The 20,897-nt window shown below is 49.8% G+C and carries 23 protein-coding genes; 8 read left to right on the top strand and 15 right to left on the bottom strand.

All coding sequences use genetic code 11. The features are described from left to right. Positions 1-33 precede the first annotated feature (33 nt). On the top strand, positions 34-717 hold the full coding sequence (gene biuH / locus HYN46_RS13745) for a biuret amidohydrolase (RefSeq protein ID WP_114899910.1): 684 nt from the start codon (positions 34-36) through the stop codon (positions 715-717). After that, positions 714-1,061 (top strand): cupin domain-containing protein, encoded by a 348-nt coding sequence (locus HYN46_RS13740; RefSeq protein ID WP_114899909.1) that lies wholly within the window; start codon positions 714-716, stop codon positions 1,059-1,061. The genes biuH and HYN46_RS13740 overlap by 4 nt, the downstream gene beginning before the upstream one ends. 54 nt (positions 1,062-1,115) lie before the next feature. On the opposite strand, the gene HYN46_RS13735 is transcribed toward HYN46_RS13740, so the two are convergent. The 8 genes from HYN46_RS13735 to HYN46_RS13700 all read right to left on the bottom strand — a co-directional run bounded on the left by HYN46_RS13735 (position 1,116) and on the right by HYN46_RS13700 (position 9,690). Then, positions 1,116-2,459, bottom strand: coding sequence for an aspartate aminotransferase family protein (locus HYN46_RS13735; RefSeq protein WP_114899908.1), 1,344 nt, complete (start codon positions 2,457-2,459; stop codon positions 1,116-1,118). Continuing rightward, positions 2,425-3,570 carry an aminotransferase class III-fold pyridoxal phosphate-dependent enzyme gene (locus HYN46_RS13730; RefSeq protein WP_114899907.1) on the bottom strand — a complete coding sequence of 382 codons (1,146 nt, stop codon included), beginning with the start codon at positions 3,568-3,570 and terminating at the stop codon, positions 2,425-2,427. The genes HYN46_RS13735 and HYN46_RS13730 overlap by 35 nt, the downstream gene beginning before the upstream one ends. Positions 3,571-3,579: 9 nt before the next feature. After that, entirely contained in the window at positions 3,580-4,461 is an 882-nt protein-coding gene (locus HYN46_RS13725; protein ID WP_228254815.1) for a TauD/TfdA family dioxygenase, read from the bottom strand. A gap of 173 nt (positions 4,462-4,634) precedes the next feature. Next, on the bottom strand, positions 4,635-6,047 hold the full coding sequence (locus HYN46_RS13720) for an MFS transporter (RefSeq protein WP_114899905.1): 1,413 nt from the start codon (positions 6,045-6,047) through the stop codon (positions 4,635-4,637). 33 nt (positions 6,048-6,080) lie between these two features. Further along, positions 6,081-6,977 carry a diiron oxygenase gene (locus HYN46_RS13715; protein ID WP_114899904.1) on the bottom strand — a complete coding sequence of 299 codons (897 nt, stop codon included), beginning with the start codon at positions 6,975-6,977 and terminating at the stop codon, positions 6,081-6,083. A gap of 45 nt (positions 6,978-7,022) precedes the next feature. After that, positions 7,023-7,367 carry a darcynin family protein gene (locus HYN46_RS13710; protein WP_114899903.1) on the bottom strand — a complete coding sequence of 115 codons (345 nt, stop codon included), beginning with the start codon at positions 7,365-7,367 and terminating at the stop codon, positions 7,023-7,025. A 42-nt stretch (positions 7,368-7,409) separates the two neighbouring features. Beyond that, positions 7,410-9,026 carry an AMP-binding protein gene (locus HYN46_RS13705; RefSeq protein ID WP_114899902.1) on the bottom strand — a complete coding sequence of 539 codons (1,617 nt, stop codon included), beginning with the start codon at positions 9,024-9,026 and terminating at the stop codon, positions 7,410-7,412. Continuing rightward, positions 9,013-9,690, bottom strand: coding sequence for a thermostable hemolysin (locus tag HYN46_RS13700; RefSeq protein WP_114899901.1), 678 nt, complete (start codon positions 9,688-9,690; stop codon positions 9,013-9,015). The genes HYN46_RS13705 and HYN46_RS13700 overlap by 14 nt, the downstream gene beginning before the upstream one ends. A 619-nt stretch (positions 9,691-10,309) precedes the next feature. On the opposite strand from HYN46_RS13700, the gene HYN46_RS13695 reads away from it, so the two are divergent. Further along, on the top strand, positions 10,310-11,035 hold the full coding sequence (locus HYN46_RS13695; protein WP_114899900.1) for a TetR/AcrR family transcriptional regulator: 726 nt from the start codon (positions 10,310-10,312) through the stop codon (positions 11,033-11,035). A gap of 86 nt (positions 11,036-11,121) precedes the next feature. On the opposite strand, the gene HYN46_RS13690 is transcribed toward HYN46_RS13695, so the two are convergent. The 3 genes from HYN46_RS13690 to HYN46_RS13680 form a co-directional block, all read right to left on the bottom strand. Beyond that, positions 11,122-12,879: an Ig-like domain-containing protein gene (locus tag HYN46_RS13690; RefSeq protein ID WP_114899899.1), complete on the bottom strand. Its 1,758-nt coding sequence runs from the start codon at positions 12,877-12,879 to the stop codon at positions 11,122-11,124. Between the two features lie 181 nt (positions 12,880-13,060). Further along, positions 13,061-13,363: a hypothetical protein gene (locus HYN46_RS13685; protein ID WP_114899898.1), complete on the bottom strand. Its 303-nt coding sequence runs from the start codon at positions 13,361-13,363 to the stop codon at positions 13,061-13,063. After that, positions 13,363-13,854: a hypothetical protein gene (locus HYN46_RS13680; RefSeq protein ID WP_114899897.1), complete on the bottom strand. Its 492-nt coding sequence runs from the start codon at positions 13,852-13,854 to the stop codon at positions 13,363-13,365. Before HYN46_RS13680 ends, HYN46_RS13685 begins: the two co-directional genes overlap by 1 nt. 302 nt (positions 13,855-14,156) lie before the next feature. Here HYN46_RS13680 and HYN46_RS13675 point away from each other — a divergent pair, with 302 nt between their 5' ends. Further along, on the top strand, positions 14,157-14,531 hold the full coding sequence (locus tag HYN46_RS13675; protein WP_162818209.1) for a DUF6572 domain-containing protein: 375 nt from the start codon (positions 14,157-14,159) through the stop codon (positions 14,529-14,531). Positions 14,532-14,901: 370 nt separating this feature from the next. Continuing rightward, positions 14,902-15,051 (top strand): hypothetical protein, encoded by a 150-nt coding sequence (locus HYN46_RS17315; RefSeq protein ID WP_162818208.1) that lies wholly within the window; start codon positions 14,902-14,904, stop codon positions 15,049-15,051. A gap of 71 nt (positions 15,052-15,122) precedes the next feature. Here HYN46_RS17315 and HYN46_RS13670 read toward each other — a convergent pair whose 3' ends face one another. The 3 genes from HYN46_RS13670 to HYN46_RS13665 form a co-directional block, all read right to left on the bottom strand. After that, on the bottom strand, positions 15,123-15,584 hold the full coding sequence (locus HYN46_RS13670) for a DUF1398 domain-containing protein (RefSeq protein ID WP_162818207.1): 462 nt from the start codon (positions 15,582-15,584) through the stop codon (positions 15,123-15,125). A 79-nt stretch (positions 15,585-15,663) separates the two neighbouring features. After that, positions 15,664-15,879, bottom strand: coding sequence for a hypothetical protein (locus tag HYN46_RS17310; protein ID WP_162818206.1), 216 nt, complete (start codon positions 15,877-15,879; stop codon positions 15,664-15,666). Between the two features lie 122 nt (positions 15,880-16,001). Beyond that, a complete protein-coding gene (locus HYN46_RS13665) occupies positions 16,002-16,913 on the bottom strand; it encodes a LysR substrate-binding domain-containing protein (protein WP_114899894.1) in 912 nt (303 codons plus the stop codon). 133 nt (positions 16,914-17,046) lie between these two features. Between HYN46_RS13665 and HYN46_RS13660 the strand changes: the two genes are divergently transcribed. The 3 genes from HYN46_RS13660 (at position 17,047) to HYN46_RS13650 (ending at position 19,205) form a co-directional block, all read left to right on the top strand. After that, on the top strand, positions 17,047-17,796 hold the full coding sequence (locus HYN46_RS13660; RefSeq protein WP_114899893.1) for a sulfite exporter TauE/SafE family protein: 750 nt from the start codon (positions 17,047-17,049) through the stop codon (positions 17,794-17,796). Positions 17,797-17,889: 93 nt separating this feature from the next. Next, positions 17,890-18,402 carry a DinB family protein gene (locus HYN46_RS13655; protein WP_114899892.1) on the top strand — a complete coding sequence of 171 codons (513 nt, stop codon included), beginning with the start codon at positions 17,890-17,892 and terminating at the stop codon, positions 18,400-18,402. 71 nt (positions 18,403-18,473) lie between these two features. Further along, positions 18,474-19,205 carry an energy transducer TonB family protein gene (locus HYN46_RS13650; protein WP_162818205.1) on the top strand — a complete coding sequence of 244 codons (732 nt, stop codon included), beginning with the start codon at positions 18,474-18,476 and terminating at the stop codon, positions 19,203-19,205. A 95-nt stretch (positions 19,206-19,300) separates the two neighbouring features. Here the strand turns inward: HYN46_RS13650 and HYN46_RS13645 are convergent, their stop codons facing one another. Continuing rightward, positions 19,301-20,671, bottom strand: a complete 1,371-nt coding sequence (locus HYN46_RS13645) for a DUF2252 domain-containing protein (RefSeq protein WP_210009196.1) — start codon at positions 20,669-20,671, stop codon at positions 19,301-19,303. Positions 20,672-20,897: the final 226 nt, after the last annotated feature.

Below are 20,897 nucleotides of genomic sequence, written 5' to 3'. Positions count from 1 at the left end.
AAAAAATAATAGTTATCTTTTAAAGGAGTTCACATGACCCGGTATATCGAATCCTCGCCCTATGCATGGCCGTACAATGGCGATCTGCGTCCGGAAAATACTGCCTTGATCATCATTGATATGCAGATCGATTTCTGTGGTGTTGGCGGCTATGTTGACAAGATGGGCTATGACTTGAGCCTGACCCGTGCGCCGATTGAGCCGATCAAAGCGCTGCTGGACGTGCTACGTGCGCAAGGTTTTTTGATTATCCATACCCGCGAAGGGCACCGTCCTGACCTGACTGATCTTCCTGCCAATAAACGCTGGCGGTCGCGGCAGATGGGCGCCGGCATTGGTGATCCCGGACCCTGCGGCAAGATCCTGATTCGCGGTGAAGTCGGCTGGGATATCATCGACGAACTCAAACCGCTGGACGGCGAACCGATCATCGATAAACCGGGCAAGGGTTCATTCTGTGCCACCGACCTTGAGTTGATCCTGCGCACCAAAGGCATTGAAAACATCATTCTGACGGGCATCACCACCGACGTGTGCGTACATACCACCATGCGCGAGGGCAATGACCGTGGCTTTGAGTGTGTACTGCTGGAAGACTGCTGCGGCGCGACAGACCACCAGAATCATCTGGCAGCGCTGAGCATGATCAAAATGCAGGGCGGGGTATTCGGCGCGGTTTCAAACTCAACCGCCTTGATCAAGGCACTGACCGCATGAACCAGATCATTCAATTACAAGGGCTGTTTGATATCCTGAGCACTCAGCATCAATTGCAGTGGCAACCGTTTCACGACGGGATAGATTGCTATCCCATCTATGAGGCGGTCAACCAAGGATCAGCCGCCATGCTGCTGCGCTATCAAGCCGGAGCCAGCGCACCTAAACATCGCCATGCGGGCTATGAGCATATTTTGGTGCTCTCAGGCAGCCAAACCGATGATGTCGGTCATCATCCCACCGGCACCCTGCTGATCCATCCACCGGGAACTGATCACAATGTCCACAGTGTCGATGGCTGTATCGTACTGGCGATCTGGGAAAAGCGAGTCGAGTTTCTCTAGCAAAAAAAAGCGCCGGCTCCTTTGAGACAGCGCTTTTGATTTCATTTTAAAAGCTTAATTCTTCGCCTCAACCCAGCGCAGTAGATCATTCGGCGCTTTGTAGAGATGATGAATCAGCGGTTTTAAAAGACGAATAACCAGCGGCGGCATCTTGGCAATCTGCGCCAGTGATTCATCCAGCATCGCCAGTACATGATCCAGACTCGCCAGATCAATTTGCAGTGGGGGATAAAGACGCAGTACAGGATTAGCTGCCTTCTCATTCATGGAGTTGCCCGCATGGATACCGCGCTTGCCAAGCTGCATCGACAGCAGCGCCTCATACACAGCACCGCGTAGACGCAGTCCCGTCATCAGACCAATCGCGGGAGCATCCTCAATGATCTGGGGGTACTTGGCGGCAAGGCGCTGTAAACCCTCACCAAACTGACGACCATGACGATCCGCTTGCTCCACCAGATGCTGATCTTCAATAAACTGAATCGCAGCCAGACCTGCCGTACTGGCAAAGGGATGTCCGCCATGACTGCGCTGATCGGGTTCAATCACATCAGTCGGGTGCGTTTGGCTGAGCTTCTCGCTATACAGCACACAGGCAATCGAGGCATAGCCACCGGTCAGACCTTTGGATAGGATGATCATATCTGGGGTGATCGGACCGTATTCGATGGCAAACCAGCGACCACAGCGACCAAATGCGGTCTGAATTTCATCAGCGACCAGCAGGGTGTCGGTCGATTTACAGATTGCTTCAACCTGTTTGAGGTAGCCCGCTGGTGGCAATCGCAGATGTGCACCGCCCAAGATCGGCTCCAAATACACCGCACGCACGCCATCTCCCACCGCAGCACGCAGCGCTTCAACATCGCCATACGGCACGAACTTCACTTCGTCTGCGATCTTGCCGTAAGTGTTTTGATGTTGATGCTGGCCGAGGATGTTCATCGCCGCCAAGGTCTTGCCGTGATAAGAGTCCAGCATCACCACGATTCCTTTACGATCCGCTTTGACCTTCAGTACATAGCGTAAGGTCTGCTCAATGGCTTCCGCACCCGACACCATATAGTGCACATCGCCCCATGCGCCGGGAACAAGCGCTTTGAGCTTATCCGTCAGGGCTTGCTGGGCAGGATTGATAAAGCCTGTCGGTGTCCACGCCAGCGTCTTTAACTGACCGACCGCCGCCTGCTGTACCGCAGGGTTACGATGACCGACGATGAACACCCCATAGCTACAGGCGCAGTCGATAAACTTCTGACCGCGATGATCGTAGACATGGATGCCATCCGCTTCCTGCTCTACCGAGTTTTGGCTGATACGGTACAGCTTGGCGGCAGAAGCGCTCCAGTGTTGTTCACACTGATCAAGCAATTTTGGCAATGAAATTTGACTGGTCATGTTGCAATACCTCATGAATGATAGTGGCGGCTTTTTGGATGGATTCAGGACGGGCGATGATCGGTGCACTGATGTTTAGAATGCGCTGTATGGGCGCGTTGACATAGACGCCGCGTGCATAGAGATCAGCTTGCAGCGTGGCGCTATCAATCCCATCTGGAATGACGATGCTGACCCAAGACCCGGCGACCGTAGGCTGATAATCCTGCAAAGCGGTACGCAGGATTTGGCTATGCGCCAGACAGCGGCTGGGAATATCGCGGTGGTGGAGATAGTCCAGTACTGCCAGTGCTGCGGCACACGCGAGCGGATTCCCCGCAGTAGTACTGCCGTGTTTGGCGGGTGAGCTACTGCCGTAGACGCCATGAGCAAGCTTGGCGCTACAGGTATACGTGCCGATGGGAATCACATTACCGCCCAGACCATCGCCAAGCACTTCAATGTCAGGCACCACGCCATAGAGTTCAAAGCCAAACGTCTTGCCCGTACGACCTAATGCCGTGCGTGAGTCCATACAGATCACTGGGGCTTTGGCTTGCTTGGCAAATTGACTCAAGGCTTTGACAAGAGCAGCATCCAGAGTACGAGTCCGACCCTCGGCATCGATTATCAGCGGCGTATAGCACACCGCAAAGCAATCCTCCACGCGGGAAATCGACTTTAACTGCTGGATGTTCTGAATACCGATCAAGCGCATACCCAAAAATTCGACTACTTCAGGATACTGTTCAGGATGGCTTAGACAGCGACCGTAGGTCAGCGAGCCATAGTCCCCGCCAGTGATATAGACGAGGGTCTGACCCTGCGGTTTTAATCCTTTACACAGTTTGAGCGCACCTTCAAAGGCCTCATCGCCAGAGTTACAGACATAAGACATGTCGAGCGGTTTAGGCAGTACTTTGGCAAGCGTGCTACAGAAGTTTAAGAGGGGGGCTGAGATCAGTACACGATTCGACAGCCCCATACGCTTGGCTTGTTGATCGACCGCATGGACGACGGTCAGTTCCTGATAGCCAAAACCACCCGTCAGATCTATATGCTCTGCGCCAGCTTGATCGACAAAAGTCTCATAGCGGGCGCTGACAATGGCAGGTTGTAGAGATAAATTCATGAGGCCTCCTTAGCGATAGCTGAGTGCATTAAAAATTTGACGATTCATGTCCAGAATCTCCTCGCGGCCATGCATCACCCGACGGTTGTCGATCATGGCGATGTCATGATCCTGCCAGCCGATGGGGTGGGTATGGGCTTGGGTAATGGTTTCGATTTCATCCAGATAGGCTTCAGGAATCTCGCGTCCATCCGCCATGTCGATGATCGGTTTTTCATAGTTATAAGATGGCCCCAAAATGCTGTTGGCAAAGGCGGGCAGGGCGCTAAAGCTTGAGGTCTGGATTGCCGACACGACATAGGCGTAGTGAATATCATCACTCTCGGCGTCATGCGTGATCGTGGTATGTGGATCGTGCTGGGTCAGTTTCAACAGATCATGAAAAGAGACCAGCGATGGATTATTGATATCCGGACGATAATGACAAACCAATCGACGCCATTTGTCTCCCGCCACACGGCGGCGATAGCGGATTGGCGCATCGGCAAAGAAATTACGGCAGCCTTCGGACAGATGCCAGTAGACATCGGCACCATTGCAGATGGTGGTTTGTGAGCCTTGTGTGGGCGCGCGGTGGCAATAGAACCATGTTAGGTCAGGCCAGAATGGCGAATTCCCATTTTCACAGTGCAGACCCACCGCATGCGTGCCAGCATCCACCAGTTGCGCTGCGCCACCGACCATGCTGCGTGCTGGGTCTAGACTCAAACGACTGCTGTGTTTTTTGACAAACGCGCTGAATTCCTCAACGGTGTTGATACAACCACGCAGGATAATCACGCCAGATTGACCCAAAATGGTAAACAGTTCGTCGCTTTGGATATCACCGAAGTGATCGCGGGAGATCACAGCAACCGACGTCTTCGGATCAAACTCATATACAGTACCCACAGTGCTACTCCTTCTCATATGATTTTTCGTGGCTAAAGGTCATGTAAAACATTGAAAATGCTGCGCTGCACGGCAAACTCAACGCGCAGTGCGCTACCTCGGCCTGATAGGATCAAGCCGAAATAGAGGAAAAACTTAGACAGGGAAAATCAGGGTGTTGCAGTTTCTTGTTGTTATTGTTGTGCCTGTTTGGGCATCAGCAGTGCCAGCACCAGAGCCGCAATGGTCAAATACAACAGCACCGTAAAGCTGTTGGCAAAGGACAGTGACCACGCATTGGCGCTATGGCTGGTTTCCAGATGACGCAATGACATGATCTGTAACGCCGTCACTACATTGATCCCAACCACCGCACCCAGATTGCGACAGAGCTGCACGGCAGACGTAAAGCCACCGATACTGGCCAGCGGGGACTGGTTCTGCACCAAAACCAAAGTGGTCGTAGCACAAAAGCCAATGCCTAAACCGATGCACACTTGCGCAAAGGCGAAGTAGGCATTGCTGGCAGTACTGTCGAGCAGATGCAGCACACCCACGCCGATGACAAGCAGGACCGCACCGATGATCGCGGTGATGCGGAAGTTGGTTTTACTGATCAAGCCGCCACACACTGCCGAACCGACCACCCAGCCGAGTGCTGACGCCATCACCAGAAAGCCGCCTTCAATCGCACTCAAGTGTTTACTACCGCTTAAGTACAGCGGCAGTAAGGTTACTGTGGCATATAGCGCAATACTGGCGAGTGCCGTCAGCAGTGCCGGAATCACAAAGCGGCGCTCCCGCAGGAAAGCGACAGGCACCAGACTACGACTTTGGTTGCCGCGAATCCGCACCACTTGAATGATCAGGCTGACCAGCACAATCACCGCCAGAATATGACTGACCAGTGGTCCCAGTTGCAGCGAGTGCGCCATGATCAGCAGCAAGATGCCGCCCAAGAGACCCGCAAAGCTGATCAGGGTCAAGGCATCAATCTTGGCGCCTTGCGAGGCCACTGGTTTATTCGGATAGAGCAGCGCAATCATCACGATGATGACCGCACAGAGTGGCACATTGAGCAAAAACACCATCTGCCAGCCCCAGTACTCCTGAATCAATGCACCGAGCATTGGACCGACAATCGCCGCCACACCCCAGACCAGACTCAGTAAGCCTTGCATCTTGCCGCGCTCTTGGTTGCTATACAGCTTGCCGATGATGACATAGGTCGTCACCATGATCGCCCCTGCACCAATCCCTTGCAGCACGCGTGCTGCAATCAGGGTACTGATGCTGGGTGCATAACCAATGGCAATCGAGCCGATCAGAAACAGGCCGAGCGCAGTCTGCATGGTACGCTTCTCACCCAAGCGGTCGGACAGCACGCCCGCCACTGGGGTCACCAGCACACTGGCGAGAATAAAGCCCGACAGCAACCACGGATATAAGGTTTGATCCTGAAACTGACCCTTGATATAGGGCAGCAGCGTGCTGACGGCGGTACTGTCCATCGCCGCCAGAAACAAGGCAAACATTGCCAATGCAGTCAGCAAAGGACGAGTCTGCAATGCCGATTCTGATAAATGACTTTGCGTGACGCTGGTCATGATAGAACTCCTTTAAATCTGACGAATACGGGGTTAGACGTGGATCGTCTCAGCCTGAGAAAAGCGCTGGAGTAGGGCACGGCCTTCATCATCCATCGCGTCATCCACTTTAGAAATGCGCTCACCAAACACGAGGCTGCGGAATTTGCCAGTCAGTTCCAGTTGGGTGTGATGGGCATAGTTGTTTTCGGTGTAGTCAAAGCCAAACTTCTCTTTGGTATAGGCTTCAAAGCGGGTAGCAAGCTCACCATTTAACGCTTCGGTGATGTCCAGAATCTGACGCATACGGCGCTGTTCAGCCGCTGTCAGGTTTGGCACGATATGCTCAAACACGAAGTGGTCAGTCTGCACATGGCGGGCTTCATCCAGACCATGCCAGTAGAGCAGGCGAGTGAAGAAGTACTTCATCTCTGGGTCCAGTGCGCGGGTTTTGCGCTCAAACACGGTGATGACTGACTCACCGATATAAGCCGAGCAGCACAGTGCCGCCAGTTTGATATACGGAGAATCTGTGCCTTGGTACGGGGTCAAACGCGCTTGAAACAGGTTGTTGGCATATTTAAAGTCGTCTTGTGACAAGAGACGCACATAGCGGTAAAACAGATTGGCATGTTGCAGTTCTTCTGCCGCAAAGCAAGTCAGCGCATGATGCAGCTCGAAGCCTTCCGACAGGCGATCTTCTTCCCCCTGCAAGTCAGCAAGCACAATGGTCATCACTGCTGATACATGGCGCTCGATCTCAGCCAACTGCGCCAGTTCTTTGGTCAGATAGGCAATCGCTGCACGCTCATGGCCTTCTTCATTGAACGCGACGCGAGAGAGGAATTTGAGTTCTTCATCATCAAAACGCTCAGGCCAATCCAATCCAGACGGATGGAAGGTGTGGATATGCGCTTCTTTGTTGATCTGGTTTAAGTCTTTAAGAATCATGACAGTCTTCCTGTATTGAAATAAGTTTTTATAAAAGATTGATGGTTAAGGATTAGGGTGATTTAAGACATCGCGTTCATAGTTACGAAAGCCATCTTCAATGCCCAGAATCACCTCTTTGAATTCCACGAGGTTGTCCTTGAACAATTGGCTCTCACGCAGCGTCTCGATCATGTAGTAGTAATCTTTGAGATCTTCGGTCTCAAGCAGCATGAAGTCGCTGTAGCGCGTGCTAAACGCTTCGGCATCAAACAAGCGCACTGAGACCTTACCGGCGTAGCTGGCGAAGATCGGCTCGACATGGATGCGGGTATAGTCCTCGCGCTCCTGCCATGTTTTTTGCAACCATGCCGGATGGAAGCTATAGGTAATAACAATGGCGTATTTCATCTTGGATCTCCTATACGTACGGGGAATATCCCGTCTTTTGTTTTAAGCATCCACCAACTGCGGTGCTGGATGTGTCGCGGTGGTGGCCGCACGACTTTCATTCATCCATGCCCATATCCGATCGCGCAGTGGGCGTCCGGTCACGGTAAAAAAGTCGGCATAGATCTGTTCACTGCTCTGCACCACACTGATCTGTTCCACCCGTTCAATCTCGGACAGGTGCCGACCAAAAGCCTGAATTTCGGTTGCCGCATGGTTCAGATCATGTTGCGGCGCAATGACAAAGAAGCCATGCAGCGACTCCAGCCCATCACCAAACAGCACCGCATGTTCCACGGCATCCAGCGACTTGTAGCGTGACTCCACCCACTCCGGCGACACGTTGCGGCCATTGGCTGTGATGATCAGATTCTTCTTGCGACCAAAGATGCGTAGATAGCCTTCGTCATCAATCTCTGCGATATCTCCGGTATGCAGCCAGCCCTCGCTGTCGATATCACAGCTCGATGGATCTAAATTGGCATAGCCGGCAAACAAAGACGTACTCTTGACCAACAGTTCTTTGTGCGCGTTGAGTTTGATCTGCACATGTTCGAGTGGCTTACCGACCGTGCCCAGCTTGAAGCAGTGCGGAGAGTTCCATGCCACCACCGAACTGTTTTCACTCAGGCCATACCCTTCATAGACAGGTAGGCCATAAGCGATCAATTCCAGTAGCACTTTGGGATCAGTCGGAGCGCCGCCACAGGCAATGAACGGCACCGCCGCTTCACCAAACAAACGGCTTAAGCGTGCTGCGACCGACTCGTTTGGATGTAAACGGCACTCGGCAAGCAAGGCTTCGACCATCGACGGGGGCAGGGTTAACGCTGCCGGTTTGGCACGGGCAAGCCAGGTCAACATTTGCTTGGTGGTGGCATTTGACTCACCCAGTAGCGGCTCATTGGCAGGCAAAAACACCAGCGTGCCGCCATCCAGAAACGTCAAATACACGCCAACCACTTGCTCAATGAGCAGGCTCAGTGGCACCAGCGATAGATAGCGGGCATACGTGCCTTTGGCGACACGACCATGCAGCGACACCAGTAAGTGACCAATGCCTTGACTGCGAATCTTAACGCCCTTGGGGCGACTGGTCGTGCCTGAGGTATGGATGATTTTGCATAAAGTCTGTTCATCATCAGCAGGCGCATGCACCGCGCTGATGTCCGGCACACGGTGCTTGGCAAGTGCCAGCAGCGTATCCATCTCCAGCAAGTGATAGGGCGGGCAGCGAAGTTCAGGATCATTCTCTGGGAACCAAGCGTTTAAACGCTGTAGCCCTTTTTGATCGACCAGACACAGATCAACATCATGCAGCAAGTGCGCGGCTTGATCAGTCGAGAAGGCGAGGGGTACTGGCACTTCGATGCTGTTTGAAAGCAACAGTGCAAGGTCAGCCACCACCCACTCCACGGAGTTGTGTGTCACCAGCCCAATCTTGAGTGGACGACCGCGCAGGACTTTCGACTCATTTAGCCATTGGCTGAGCGCCTCTGCGGTTGCCACGATCTCCTGACTGCGATAGACCGTCGATTCCCCCGCACTGGACAGCACTTCCACCATCGGATGATCGGGATTGTTCTGGCAGTGGGTCAGGATTTGATTAAGCCATTGCATAGTCGTCTTCCTTGTCTTTTTTTGCAGTAACTGGGTTTTGTTTAGGTGGCAACTTGGCTTTGATCACCAAGTTTTCAAACATAAACAAGCCGGTATGAGAGCCAAAGTTAGTCGCATGCTGGGCGATACAGACATAGCCGGTTTCGGGTTGTTGTTCGTAGTAGCTACCCCAGCGCTCTACCATGTTTTCACTGAGGTTCTGCTGCTCAACCACGAGTAGCGGTTTGAATGCAATATTCAGCTTGGTTAGTAGCTTGCGCAGTTGTACGGTAGACGTACAAATGAAGTAGCGCATACCGATACACCAGCAGATCAGCGGCATCAAACGCGCCAGTTCACTGCCGGCTTGGGGATAGACCGAGGCCAGCGAACCCACCTCGACAATCGCATTACGCTCTACCGACTGGTTCTCGGCCTGCTGAATATGCTGTTCAATCGGCAGCGGCAGATATTGCTCGGAGAACAATTGCCGTGAATCCGCAAAGGTCAGACCGGCGCATGCCGCCACTGTTTCAGTCCCTGACTCATCAGGCAGAATCCCCACCACAAAGCAGGTTGGGTTGGGACTGGTTTTGGCATTAAAACTTTGCACATATTTTTCTTTGGCCAGACGTACCGCATCTTCCCATTCACGCGTATTTGGCCAAGCAAACTTGATTTTCATCTCAACTTCTCCACCCCATCAAAAATGAGTAATCGACAGTCTTAAATCAGCAATGGTTTAAAAAGGTGCTACGCTTTAATTGATCTGAATGGTAAGTTTGAATTGTTGTCAAATTATGACAGTTTGTCAAATAATGTCGATATTAAACCAAAAGGTCAAATTTAATGGATGAGTGGTGAGTTTTAGTTAGTCCTTATAAATGCATTTCTTTCTTGATTATCTATATGAAATATAATAATAAATATGCGAAAAACATATTCATTCCGTGGAGTTGAGGCCAAATGACCTCGTTCCACGCATGATGCATCTTGGGCACAGGGCGACAGATTTATTCACTAATAAATAACTATTTGAATCATTTATTTTTTACTAGTCTTTTAAAGACTCTTTTAAGTCAAATTGAACGCCCATGTCACGCAATTCGAGTGTGTTAGGCTTGTTTTTTATTCAAAAATGACATATCGTCAGATTTTGACGGAATATAAAAATTATAAGACGAATGGTCGATTTCCGGTGACCATGTGCATCACTACAACAATAACGGAGGACATTTATGGTTGCCCCATCACCGCGATAAACGGACAGGGGCTTAGGTTTAAAACTTGGCTGGACATGAACGATGAGTACGATTGCGCGTAAACAACGTGAACTGATGCAACGCAATACCCTGCTACTGGATATTGCCCAAGAGATGCTGGAAGAATCAGGCTTTGCCAGTCTATCTCTAGATAAACTGGCAGCGAGAACGGAATTCTCGAAAGGCACGATTTATAACCATTTTATGAGTAAAGAGGATCTGCTCACGGCATTGTGCGTCCGCGCCCTGCAAATCCAATTGTCCCTCTACTTACGGGTCTTCGACTTTCCTGGCAACTCACGTGAGAAGATCCTAGCGCTGCACTATGCCTACAATCTCTATGCCCGTCAGCATCCGGCACTGTTTATGTGTGTGCTGAGCGGCCTTGCGCAAAACATCGTGGAGAAAACCTCGGCACATCAGATGGCAGAGCGGCACACCTATGAGCGCCGCGTCACCGCCGTACTTGATGAGATTGTACAAACCGCCATGGATGCGGGGGATATCCAAGCCCCTCGCGCCGATACCGTCGAGATCATCTCCTTTGCCAATTGGGCTATGAGCTTTGGCACCACAGCCTTGCTTCAAGCCGCAGGACGTGCCAGTTCCATTGAGCGTATTGATGCCGACACCGCTTTCATCCGTAACATCGGCGTCATGCTCGACGGTCTCCAGTGGCGTCCACTCTGCAAAGATTGGGACTACGAAGACACTTGGCAGCGCCTGCATGAGTTCTTTGGAGTGAAGGCGGGGGAGTCGGTTGCTTAAAGTTTAAGAGGGTTTAGGCAAAAAAAGGCCGTTTGACCGCACCGATGTTCAGGGGAGGGCAAACGGCCTTTTTTTGAGGGAAGGGGTTATTGTGCGATGAAGCTATATATCGGCGTTGATTGGTCAGACTCACCATCAGTATAAGCAACAGTCACTTTTGCCCCGACATATAACGGCAATGGAGTCGGTCCCAGCCACCACCCAGTCGGCGAGATCGTACTGCCATAGGTTGTTGCTGGCCCGAAAAGAGCTGAACTGATCCGAGTTGATTCAAGGATATAACCTTGATCAATATTGAGCCTAATTACAGGGTAGTTTTTACAAGAAACAGGGTCAACAATGACCCATTGTGTAATGTTGATCGTATCTTTTCCAAATATGGCATTCCATGTATCTGCCGAAATGGTCATCGGTTTGGTGGGGTCACAAGTGACGACAAACGATGGTTTGGCTACTGGCGCAATGGATTTTAATGTTAAAGCAACAGACTTCCCTTTATAGCTGGCTGTGATTGTGGTAGTACCTACGCCGATCACAGCTAAATTCCCTTTAGCATCAACGGTTGCAACTGATGTATCCGATGAACTCCATGTCGCAGTCACGCTATAGCTCTTATTGCTATTATCGGAAAACACCGCAGCAGCAAGAAGTGATGCCCTATAGTTTAAAGGGAGACTTGTAATGATGTCGTAGCCTTGGATTCTAAGTGAAGATAGCGTTCCAGTGGAGATCGTCACGGTTACGGATCGAGATATCCCGTCATATGTGGCCGTGATCGTAACTTTACCAGCCTTTAAACCAGTAACCATTCCTGTTGATCCTACCGTAGCTACCGAGATGTCTGATGACGTCCAAGTCGGGTTGAAATCGTGATATGTACCATCGCTAAATTGTGCTAGATCAATATAGGCTTTAGAAGCAAGATCAATTGGAATCGTTGAAGATGTCGGAAATACAATTGGTCCAGTCGTTGTTGTGAATTCTGCAAATGGTGGAACCAGTACAAACGAAACAAGCTTTGCCGCCGTAACCGTCAGCGTTGCACTACCTGCTACGCCACCAAAGGTCGCGACAATGGTTGAGCTTCCTGCTTTAAGCGTTTTAACCAGCCCATTTGCATCTACCGTTGCTGCAGTCGTATTTGTCGAACTCCATATGGGCGTGGCAATCGCTTGAGTAGTCCCATCTGAGTAAACACCAGTCGCCGTCAACTGCTGTGTAAGTCCCGCTGCAATACTCGGAGAAGCCGGTGTGACATTGATCTTTTGCAAAGTCGCTGTAGTCACGGTCAATGCTGCACTGCCGCTAATCCCACTCAAAGTCGCGGTCAGTGTTGCGCTGCCTGCTTTGATCGAGGTCACAAGGCCAGAAGCATTCACCGTTGCTGTAGTGGTATCTGATGAGCTCCACGCTGGTGTGGCAATCGCTTGCGATGTGCCATCGGAGTAGTTCCCCGTAGCCGTAAACTGTTGAGTCAGTCCTGCCGCCACACTGGATGAGGCTGGCGTCACCGTAATCGACTGGAGTTTAGCCGTGGTCACCGTAAGAGTGGTACTTCCGCTGATGCCATTGAAATTGGCAGTCAGGGTTGCCGTACCTGCTTTACGCGAGGTGACCAGACCCTTACTGTCAATGGTTGCAACCGTCTGATCGGATGATGTCCATGTCGGCGAAGCGATAGCTTGCGAGGTGCCGTCGGAGTAGTTACCCGTTGCGGTGAATTGCTGAGTCAGACCCGCAGCTACACTGGCTGAAGTCGGGGTCACTGTCACGGATTGTAGCGTTGCTGTCACCACGCCGCCATCACCACCCCCGCCGCCACATGCGGCAAGGATGAAACTCATAAAAAGGATTAAAATACTTTGAATTGTATATTTTGTAGTAAGGGGATGGAGCGAGGTCGCGTTCAAGAGAATTTCTGCACTTATCTATGGATAAAAGATCAGCAGAGCTTATCATCCAAATGGTCAGTAAACAAAAAAATTCAGATGAATTTAGAGTGAAAAAGAGGTGAATTTAACAGGGCTACTCATGGTGTTTATTTAACATATGAGTTACTCGACATGCCGCAATCTTCCTACCGCCTTCTGTAAGAAAAAAAGTGCTTCCTATTTTGAGTTTGGGCAGCGCGAGTTCTGGGCATAGAAACTGTAAGGTCAGCGTGTATTCTTGCCCCAGTTCCAACACGTGATCATAGTAAACGCGGACATCATGAAAAGCGTCGCCAATCTGAGCTGTACATGCAAAGTAGGGTGGCAAGAGAGAGCTTTTGCGTCCGCTGATGTGCGTTGCATAGAGTTTGACGGTTGCGGTGATCTCGGGTTTCATTAAATTCGATCTGCTAAATTAAAATAATCTTTTTTTAAAGCAGTCACTTTTTTCGAGTCTTCCCCTAAAGCTTTCAAAAACTCGATAAACCAATCGAGATGATCTTGCAACGTGTCACCTTCGTTTACTTTAGTCATCAGTAAACAGACTGCCAATCTAGCCATGAGTAGATTTCGGTCTTGAAAGTTTGTGATTCCATTATGATCATCGATATAGTCCCACCATTGAACTCTTGCACTATCTAGGCTTGCGAATGATAAATGACCCGCCAAATATTCTGTGGCGAGAAGCTGAGGGTCATTGACCTGACTGACTTCATTTGCAATCTGAATATTAAGTTTTTCCAACACGTGGAGTTGAAATTTTAAAAATAAATGTAAAGCCACATGCTTATCTAATGGCCACTGAATGGTGACAGGGAGTGAAAGGAAGTTGGGCTCATTGAAATCTCTGCATTCATAGTTGGTTAAATGCTTAGTAGAGATTAACATCTAAAAGGTAGCTAAGGAGAAGGATTGCCATGCTTTAAGGTAAAAAAAACAAGGAAAAAGAGAAATTGCATACTGATGTAAATCATGGTTATGCAGATACAGGAAATAGGAGTAAAGGAGGAGAAACTTCAAAATTTTTTGATAAGCCATCATGTAAACTTGCGATCTCAATTAGTGAAGATTTATCCTGATTTATTCATGGAAATTTAATTGTCCACATGTATAGTTGCGAAAAAGTCATTAAGAGAAAAAATTAAATGAGTATATTTTCCAGTACGATACTCCCTGAATTAATGAGGTTTATGTCAAAAAACGATATAGGATTTTTGATTAACACTGAAGAAAAACTAGCAATAATGACTTTAACTGACCATTTTAATTGGCTAGAAGTATCAGGGAATAGTCAAAAAGAAAATGAAGCGATGGAAGCAATGCATGAAGCTATAGAATATGCTTTAAGTTATCTAGCGAATGGTGGATTTATAGATGACTACCCTGTTGTCAAAAATTCTAATTTTTATTTGAGAATTTTGCCGACCTCTAATTTAAGCGATTTCGCTTATCGGTTTTATGAGCACGTAGCCGAATTTTCTAAAAGTATTGGTGTTAGTTTTATATTGGATGTCATAAGTCAGGATGCTCGTATCTTACATCCGGATGTTCAAGCAAGGCTATAGAATATAGTCTGCAACACAAAAACATAGTGCACAATATGAATTAGATCTATTCATAATATTTGGTTGATATTCCATCACGTAAGTGCTTAGTCGCAATCATTGAGATTCTTTAATATATAAGCAAACCATTCTAGAAAGTGGGGGATAGAAGCGAAGCTCATACTAGAAGATACCCCACCAAACGCTTATAAGCATTCCAATTATCACAATCCCATATGACGTTATCATTAAGAATTATTCTCATTAACATAACAATAAACAAATGGTCCAAGAGGGCTACAACTCCCTACATGAAGCTCATATTGTAATGAGCAATAAATCCATAGGATGAATTAACCCCCTGTTTTATCATCCTTGGAGCATTAGCCCTATGTCAGCCATTACCGGAAATACGCTCGTTACTAAAGATCCTGTCGCCAACCAAATCCCGGCGCAAAAGCCGGCACAAAGCGCCAGCCAAGATCAATTCACCTTTAACACGCCAACCATTGCTGACTCTTCAATGAAGCGCAGCATCTAAGTTTGCTCAGCCAAATAATCAAAACCCGCACCATGCGGGTTTTTTTAGGGTCGTGATTTGAGGCTCGATGTCTATCGCGTCTGATGGGCCATCGGTTTAAACAAAGGTGATTTGAAAGATTGAGCAAGGATTGACGTTGGCTGAGGATGAGGAATCGGCTCAATCAAAATCTCATGCCCTGCCATATCATAAAAAATACAGCGCAAGTGCGTCACATCGATACGCCAGTATTTGACTCCAGCACTTGCGGCCTCATGGCAGAAGGTCAGAAAGTTGATGCTGCCGAGCTGATGTAGACTGATGGTACGGCGTAGGGCATGGGCATCGCCTTTGGATGCAATACCTATAGTTGGATACTTCTTCGGGGATTCCAGCCGCTCGCGACTGGTGGAGTAATACTCGGAGTGACCATCACAGGCAAAGACGTCGTAATACGCCATACCGAGGGCTTTTAGGTCCTGCACATATTGGGGAAAGTTTGATCCCAATTTGACGCTGGCATGAATCTGGGAAATATGATCGATGGTAAACATGATGTTCTCGGCAGGCAAAATTGAGCATTGCAAATGGATCGTGTCAACACTCCCCCTTGCCTGAAGGGGGAGCATGTTTTTAGCTAGCGGTAGGCGGTGTATCGGCTTTGTGGTGGTGATGCTTATGCGGCTTTGCGGAGTCTGCAGATGGCGCACTGGTTGAATCGGTGGGTGGTGGGCTAGGGCTGTCCGTAGGCGCAGGACCGGTATCGGTTGAGGTTGGCATTGGGGCCGGATCATCAGCAAACGCGTTCAATGAAAAACCCAGCAAAGCCACCGGTAGTAATCGTTTCATCATCGCTCCATTGATTTCGTCTTGAGATATGCCTAAAAAGTTGGCTTATGCACTATCTAAAGAAAATGTGGATGAATTCGGGCAATCCTATTGCATTTGTCGCTTGTTAAGTAAGCGCTTTGTTAAGTTTGCAAGCGGCCTGTTTCTATAGAGTCAAGCGCACCCATTAGAAAACTCGCCAGCAACTGCGTCCTCGGCGGCAGCGCCGCAAAGTCTCTTGCACAAACATAAAGCTGACGCGTCGCCCACGGTTCTTGTAAGGGAACAATCACTAGATCAGGTCGCTGGAGGGACTCAATGGCGGATGCGGACAATACCGCGATGCCGATTTCTGCCTCCAGCATCATGCAGACATTCTCAATACTGCGCATACGAATCCGATAATCAATCTTGCGTCCCAGCAGCGAGGCACGCTCACCCAAGTGTCGCTCCAAAGCTGCATCCGACAGACCGATAAACTTCTCATCAACAATCTCAGCCAGTGTCACAAAGGGCAGGCTGGCGATGCGATGCGTGCGCTTGACCACGACCACCAGCTGATCCTGCGCAATCACCTCTGCCTGTAGCGCGGCAAGGTCGATAATATTCGCGACAATCCCCAAGTCCGCATGCCCTTTGGCGACGGCAAGCACAATATCCGTACTGGGTTTCTCATCCACATCGACAGACAGATCGGGATAACGAGCAAGAAAGTCACAGAGCTTTTGCGGCAGAAAAGAACTGAGCGCAGCGGTATTTGACATCAGCCGCACGCGGCCTTTGAGTCCTGACGCATAGGTATCCAGCTCACCGCGCATCTGCTCGACTTGACCCAAGATCAAACGCGCATGACGAATCAAGGCATCCCCAGCGACCGTTGTCCGCACGCCGCGTCGGACGCGTTCAAACAGCGGCGTGCCCAAGATCGACTCCATATTGGAGATGCGTTCACTGACCGCCGCCAAGGACAGGTTCATGGCGACCGCGCCTTGGGTTAGACTGCCATGTTCCACCACCAGTAGAAACAAGCGTAGATCCGTCAGGTCGATACGCATGATCATTCCCCTATGTGCTGAGGCTGTTTTAAGCCTCTGGTTTTACCGAAGTCTAGCATTGGAAATGCCCGATTGTGTGGATAAATGATCGGCGTAGACTGCGGGTCATTATATCGGTTTAGAGGTGGCGACAATGGATCATTTTTTCTTGATTGCTGGGGCAGGGCTTTTGGCAGGGGCGATGAATGCCCTAGCCGGTGGCGGCTCGTTCGTCACCATCCCTGCACTGATCGCTGCTGGGGTGCCATCGGTTCAAGCGAATGCTTCAAGCACGGTCGCACTGTTTCCCGGTGGGCTTGCCAGTGCATGGGTTTATCGGGATGGACTACAACCCTTAGGCAATGTCTCCATGCGTCTGTTGCTGTTGATCACCCTGATCGGCGGTATCCTTGGTGCGGTTTTACTGCTGTTGACCTCAGCGCAAACCTTTGATCATCTGCTGCCTTGGCTCTTGCTCATCGCAACCATTGTCCTCAGCTTTGGTCGTCAATTTGGCGAATGGTTACGCCGTCATGTCCATATCAAACCTGCGGCGGTCTTGATCGCGCAATTTATTTTGGGCATCTATGGCGGGTATTTTGGTGGTGCGGTGGGTATTATGATGATGGCAGTATGGAGTGTTCTGACCAATCGCGATTTGAAAACGTTAAATCCGCCGCGCACGATCATGGTCAGTACCGCCAATGGCATTGCTGCATTGACCTTTATTATTGCCCATGCCGTGTATTGGCAGCAAACCCTGATCATGCTGGTTGCTGCGATTATTGGTGGCTATGGCGGGGCTCGTATCGCCCGTTTTGCCTCACCTCAGGCGGTGCGTGTGGCGACGCTGATGCTGACCTTTGGCATTACTGCGGCGTTCTTTGTGCGGGCCTATGGATGAGGGGAGTCGTAGAAGTTTTTCACGGCATTGAAAAAAAAGGTTTTCTGGCATATAACTTAAAGCATCCATTGAATCCCCGCTTTGAGCCCACTCATGAGTCAGCCGATATTCATCCCCGAACCCTATATCATGTTGGCGGAATACAACCAATGGATGAACCAGCGGCTCTATGCCCTGATTACCACCATCCCCGATGAGCTACGCCGTCGTGATTTGGGTGCATACTTTAAGTCCATCCATGGCACGCTGAGTCATATCCTCTATGGTGATCTGGCGTGGATGGAGCGGTTGGCGCTCGGGCAGTACACCCTGCAAAAGATTGATCAGCATCGCTTTGATGACTTTGAAGAACTACGGGCTGAACGGGTCAAGGTGGATACATGGATTTTGGCATGGGCACAAACGCTCACTGCAGAGCAACTCGCCGCCGATTTCACCTATATCAGCAATGTCGATGGTGGCACGCGGGTCAGACCTACATGGGCATTGGTCAGCCATTTATTTAATCATCAGACCCATCATCGCGGACAACTCACCACAATTCTGCATCAGCAAGGATATGATGTTGGCGTGACTGATATTCCGTGGTTACCGCGGTGGGTGTGAGACACGCCATCTTTCTGTCATGATTCATCGCGATGATGTGAACTACCATCAGGGAGAGTAAAAGTGGTTTTGTGCTGGAGAGTGACACCGACCCGATGAGTCAAAAAGACACCGCACGCCTCATGACCTATGCCTATGCATACCGCCGCTGGATCGCAAGCATTCTGGCCGTCACCCCGTGGGTGTTGATTGTGATGTTTCCCACTCAACAAAAAATTAAACCACCCGAGCAAGAAACTTATTTGCTCAGCGTCAATATTCAAAATGCGGCACCTCCTGCACCTGCAAGCCACGCAGCATTATCGATGCCACCATCACCCATGCCTGCGCCGATCCCTGTACATATCGCACCATTGGTGAGTGACTCCACATCCACTGTGCCTGCGGTTGCAGAGAGTACATCAATGCCCAATCCTATCCCAGACTCGCAGTCCAATGTCGAGCGTCCAGAAGAGGTATTAGCGGATACACCACAAGTGCGATCACACGATCCGGCGTCACTGTATGTCGAAGGCGTGCAAAGCCAGTTTGGTCATACCGGACGCTTTAAGGTGATTACGGATGGTGCCCCCAGCGATCCAAGCACGCCTCAAGCGGCGCTTCGTGTGGTAATCGGTTTTGACCTGAATCGTGACGGTATGCTGATCAGCAAGTCGATAGTCCAGTCCTCAGGCGATGCCCAAGTGGATCATGACGCGCTAAATAGCTTAAACCGTACAGCCTTTGCTTCCTTCCCACCTGATGTCTGGGCGACAGAGACGGATCATCATTTTGAGGTCACGCTAGAGTTGATAAAGTCTTAGCGTTGCCAGGTCATCTCATGTATAGATAAAACAAACGACCCCCGCATGATGAGTGCGGGGGTCGTTTGTTCATAGTGCTTTAAGCGTTGAAACTCTTAGTAAAGCGGCGTACCTGCATTATAAGCAGACACAAAGCTCTGCCAATCCAGATTCACCTGCGCTGCGTAGTTAAAGGCAAAAGTAGAGATTTCAGACTTTAGACCGCTGGTGCTGGTGATCGCATCCGTGACTTGCTTGTCGATGCTATACGGCACGATGCTGCTGTTGTAGTCCTGATCAGATATGGCATGAGCGGCAGCCAAGGCTTGACCCAAGTAAGTCGCAGCGGTATTCAACTTGCCCGCCGTAGACAGCTTGGTCGAATCAAAGTCTTCCGCATACGGAGACTTCTCATGGATATAGTATGGCAGACCATTGATGGTGGTATAGCCGATCAACACGTCGGCATTCAACTGCTGTGCCTTGGCGCTCATTGCTACACGACCCCCTTCATGATTGCCGTAGTAGCTCGATGGAAGCTGACCATTATCCACGGTGGCAACCGCGCTGTTGACTTCTTGCTTCACTTCCAAAATTACATCATCAGTCGTTGATGATGATGGACCTTCAATGAGCACGTAGTAACGTAGTTTTCCCAAACTGCCCACACCTGAGCCGATTTTTTGGTGAACATCTTTTACGGTATAGTAGCTTGCAGCATATTGTTTTGAAGCCGAGATGGTATTGATATAACTGCTCATCGCACCTGCAACATTGTTGTAAGTCGTGCTGTTGACCGCTATCAAAGAGCCTGCGATATTCTGGAAGGTGCGGGTGCTGCCAGAGAGCTGGGTATATTTGCTGAGTAGGCTAGAGCGGCTGTCGCCACTGGATGCACTGATCACATCCTGTACCGCACCTGAGGTATTGCCGTTTTTAAGCTGGAAGCTTAGTTCATCGCTGCTGCCTTTAAACGTGCTCATTTGGCTGACATAACTACCGACCATGGTGCTAATCGCAGTCGTGATATCGGTGTTCGAAATGCCATTGGCTTGACCCGCCAGCACCAGACTGGTTGCTAGACGACGCAGATCCCACACATACTGACCCAGGTAGGCTTCATCAAAATCATTCACAGAGAAGATTGAGTTGCCACTGCTGTCGCGCAGACCGCCGAAATTGCCCACATGCACATCACCGCCGACCCAAGTGTAGCCTGTTTGTGAGGTGACATAGCTTGATGCGGGAAGGGTTAAGGTATCTTGGTAGAAGATATGGTTGGTGCCACGATAGAAGTTGAATGCACTGGCAGCCATGGTAGACATTTTGGTCGCAAGATCAGCGCTGTCAGTCGCTGCAAAAGGATGGTTATAGTTATAAACCTGATTGACGACCCAACTGGTGCGTGAGGTTGCAGCATGGGCTGTGGTGATGCTCACTGCGAGCAGTGTTCCCATCAGAATTGATGGCAATTTATTGATGAACATAGAAAAAGTAATCCGACGGTGAATGAATCTGCGCCAGATTTAAACACCCGAATATGACATTACCGTGTCACCTTAGCCCAAACTTAGCCATACAGGACCAAGGGGCGATTGTTCCGATGACCCTTTGTTAAACCGTATGATCAAATGGTTTTGCAGTCATAATTTGTAGACCTAAGCCGTGCGGCAAATTTCACGAACCGTTTCTTCAAATTCATTGAAATGATAA

This window comes from Aquirhabdus parva, assembly GCF_003351745.1.
Lineage (GTDB): Bacteria > Pseudomonadota > Gammaproteobacteria > Pseudomonadales > Moraxellaceae > Aquirhabdus > Aquirhabdus parva.
The sequence above is the reverse complement of the archived record's forward strand: the minus strand, read 5'-3'. Positions and strand labels throughout refer to the sequence as shown.

Excerpts from the sequence above, each read along its gene's own strand:
- biuH (WP_114899910.1), top strand. The coding sequence starts at position 34 with ATGACCCGGTATATCGAATCCTCGCCCTATGCATGGCCGTACAATGGC.
- HYN46_RS13740 (WP_114899909.1), top strand. The coding sequence starts at position 714 with ATGAACCAGATCATTCAATTACAAGGGCTGTTTGATATCCTGAGCACT.
- HYN46_RS13735 (WP_114899908.1), bottom strand. The coding sequence starts at position 2,459 with ATGACCAGTCAAATTTCATTGCCAAAATTGCTTGATCAGTGTGAACAA.
- HYN46_RS13730 (WP_114899907.1), bottom strand. The coding sequence starts at position 3,570 with ATGAATTTATCTCTACAACCTGCCATTGTCAGCGCCCGCTATGAGACT.
- HYN46_RS13720 (WP_114899905.1), bottom strand. The coding sequence starts at position 6,047 with ATGACCAGCGTCACGCAAAGTCATTTATCAGAATCGGCATTGCAGACT.
- HYN46_RS13715 (WP_114899904.1), bottom strand. The coding sequence starts at position 6,977 with ATGATTCTTAAAGACTTAAACCAGATCAACAAAGAAGCGCATATCCAC.
- HYN46_RS13710 (WP_114899903.1), bottom strand. The coding sequence starts at position 7,367 with ATGAAATACGCCATTGTTATTACCTATAGCTTCCATCCGGCATGGTTG.
- HYN46_RS13705 (WP_114899902.1), bottom strand. The coding sequence starts at position 9,026 with ATGCAATGGCTTAATCAAATCCTGACCCACTGCCAGAACAATCCCGAT.
- HYN46_RS13700 (WP_114899901.1), bottom strand. The coding sequence starts at position 9,690 with ATGAAAATCAAGTTTGCTTGGCCAAATACGCGTGAATGGGAAGATGCG.
- HYN46_RS13695 (WP_114899900.1), top strand. The coding sequence starts at position 10,310 with ATGAGTACGATTGCGCGTAAACAACGTGAACTGATGCAACGCAATACC.
- HYN46_RS13690 (WP_114899899.1), bottom strand. The coding sequence starts at position 12,879 with ATGAGTTTCATCCTTGCCGCATGTGGCGGCGGGGGTGGTGATGGCGGC.
- HYN46_RS13685 (WP_114899898.1), bottom strand. The coding sequence starts at position 13,363 with ATGAAACCCGAGATCACCGCAACCGTCAAACTCTATGCAACGCACATC.
- HYN46_RS13680 (WP_114899897.1), bottom strand. The coding sequence starts at position 13,854 with ATGTTAATCTCTACTAAGCATTTAACCAACTATGAATGCAGAGATTTC.
- HYN46_RS13675 (WP_162818209.1), top strand. The coding sequence starts at position 14,157 with ATGTCAAAAAACGATATAGGATTTTTGATTAACACTGAAGAAAAACTA.
- HYN46_RS17315 (WP_162818208.1), top strand. The coding sequence starts at position 14,902 with ATGTCAGCCATTACCGGAAATACGCTCGTTACTAAAGATCCTGTCGCC.
- HYN46_RS13670 (WP_162818207.1), bottom strand. The coding sequence starts at position 15,584 with ATGTTTACCATCGATCATATTTCCCAGATTCATGCCAGCGTCAAATTG.
- HYN46_RS17310 (WP_162818206.1), bottom strand. The coding sequence starts at position 15,879 with ATGAAACGATTACTACCGGTGGCTTTGCTGGGTTTTTCATTGAACGCG.
- HYN46_RS13665 (WP_114899894.1), bottom strand. The coding sequence starts at position 16,913 with ATGCGTATCGACCTGACGGATCTACGCTTGTTTCTACTGGTGGTGGAA.
- HYN46_RS13660 (WP_114899893.1), top strand. The coding sequence starts at position 17,047 with ATGGATCATTTTTTCTTGATTGCTGGGGCAGGGCTTTTGGCAGGGGCG.
- HYN46_RS13655 (WP_114899892.1), top strand. The coding sequence starts at position 17,890 with ATGAGTCAGCCGATATTCATCCCCGAACCCTATATCATGTTGGCGGAA.
- HYN46_RS13645 (WP_210009196.1), bottom strand. The coding sequence starts at position 20,671 with ATGTTCATCAATAAATTGCCATCAATTCTGATGGGAACACTGCTCGCA.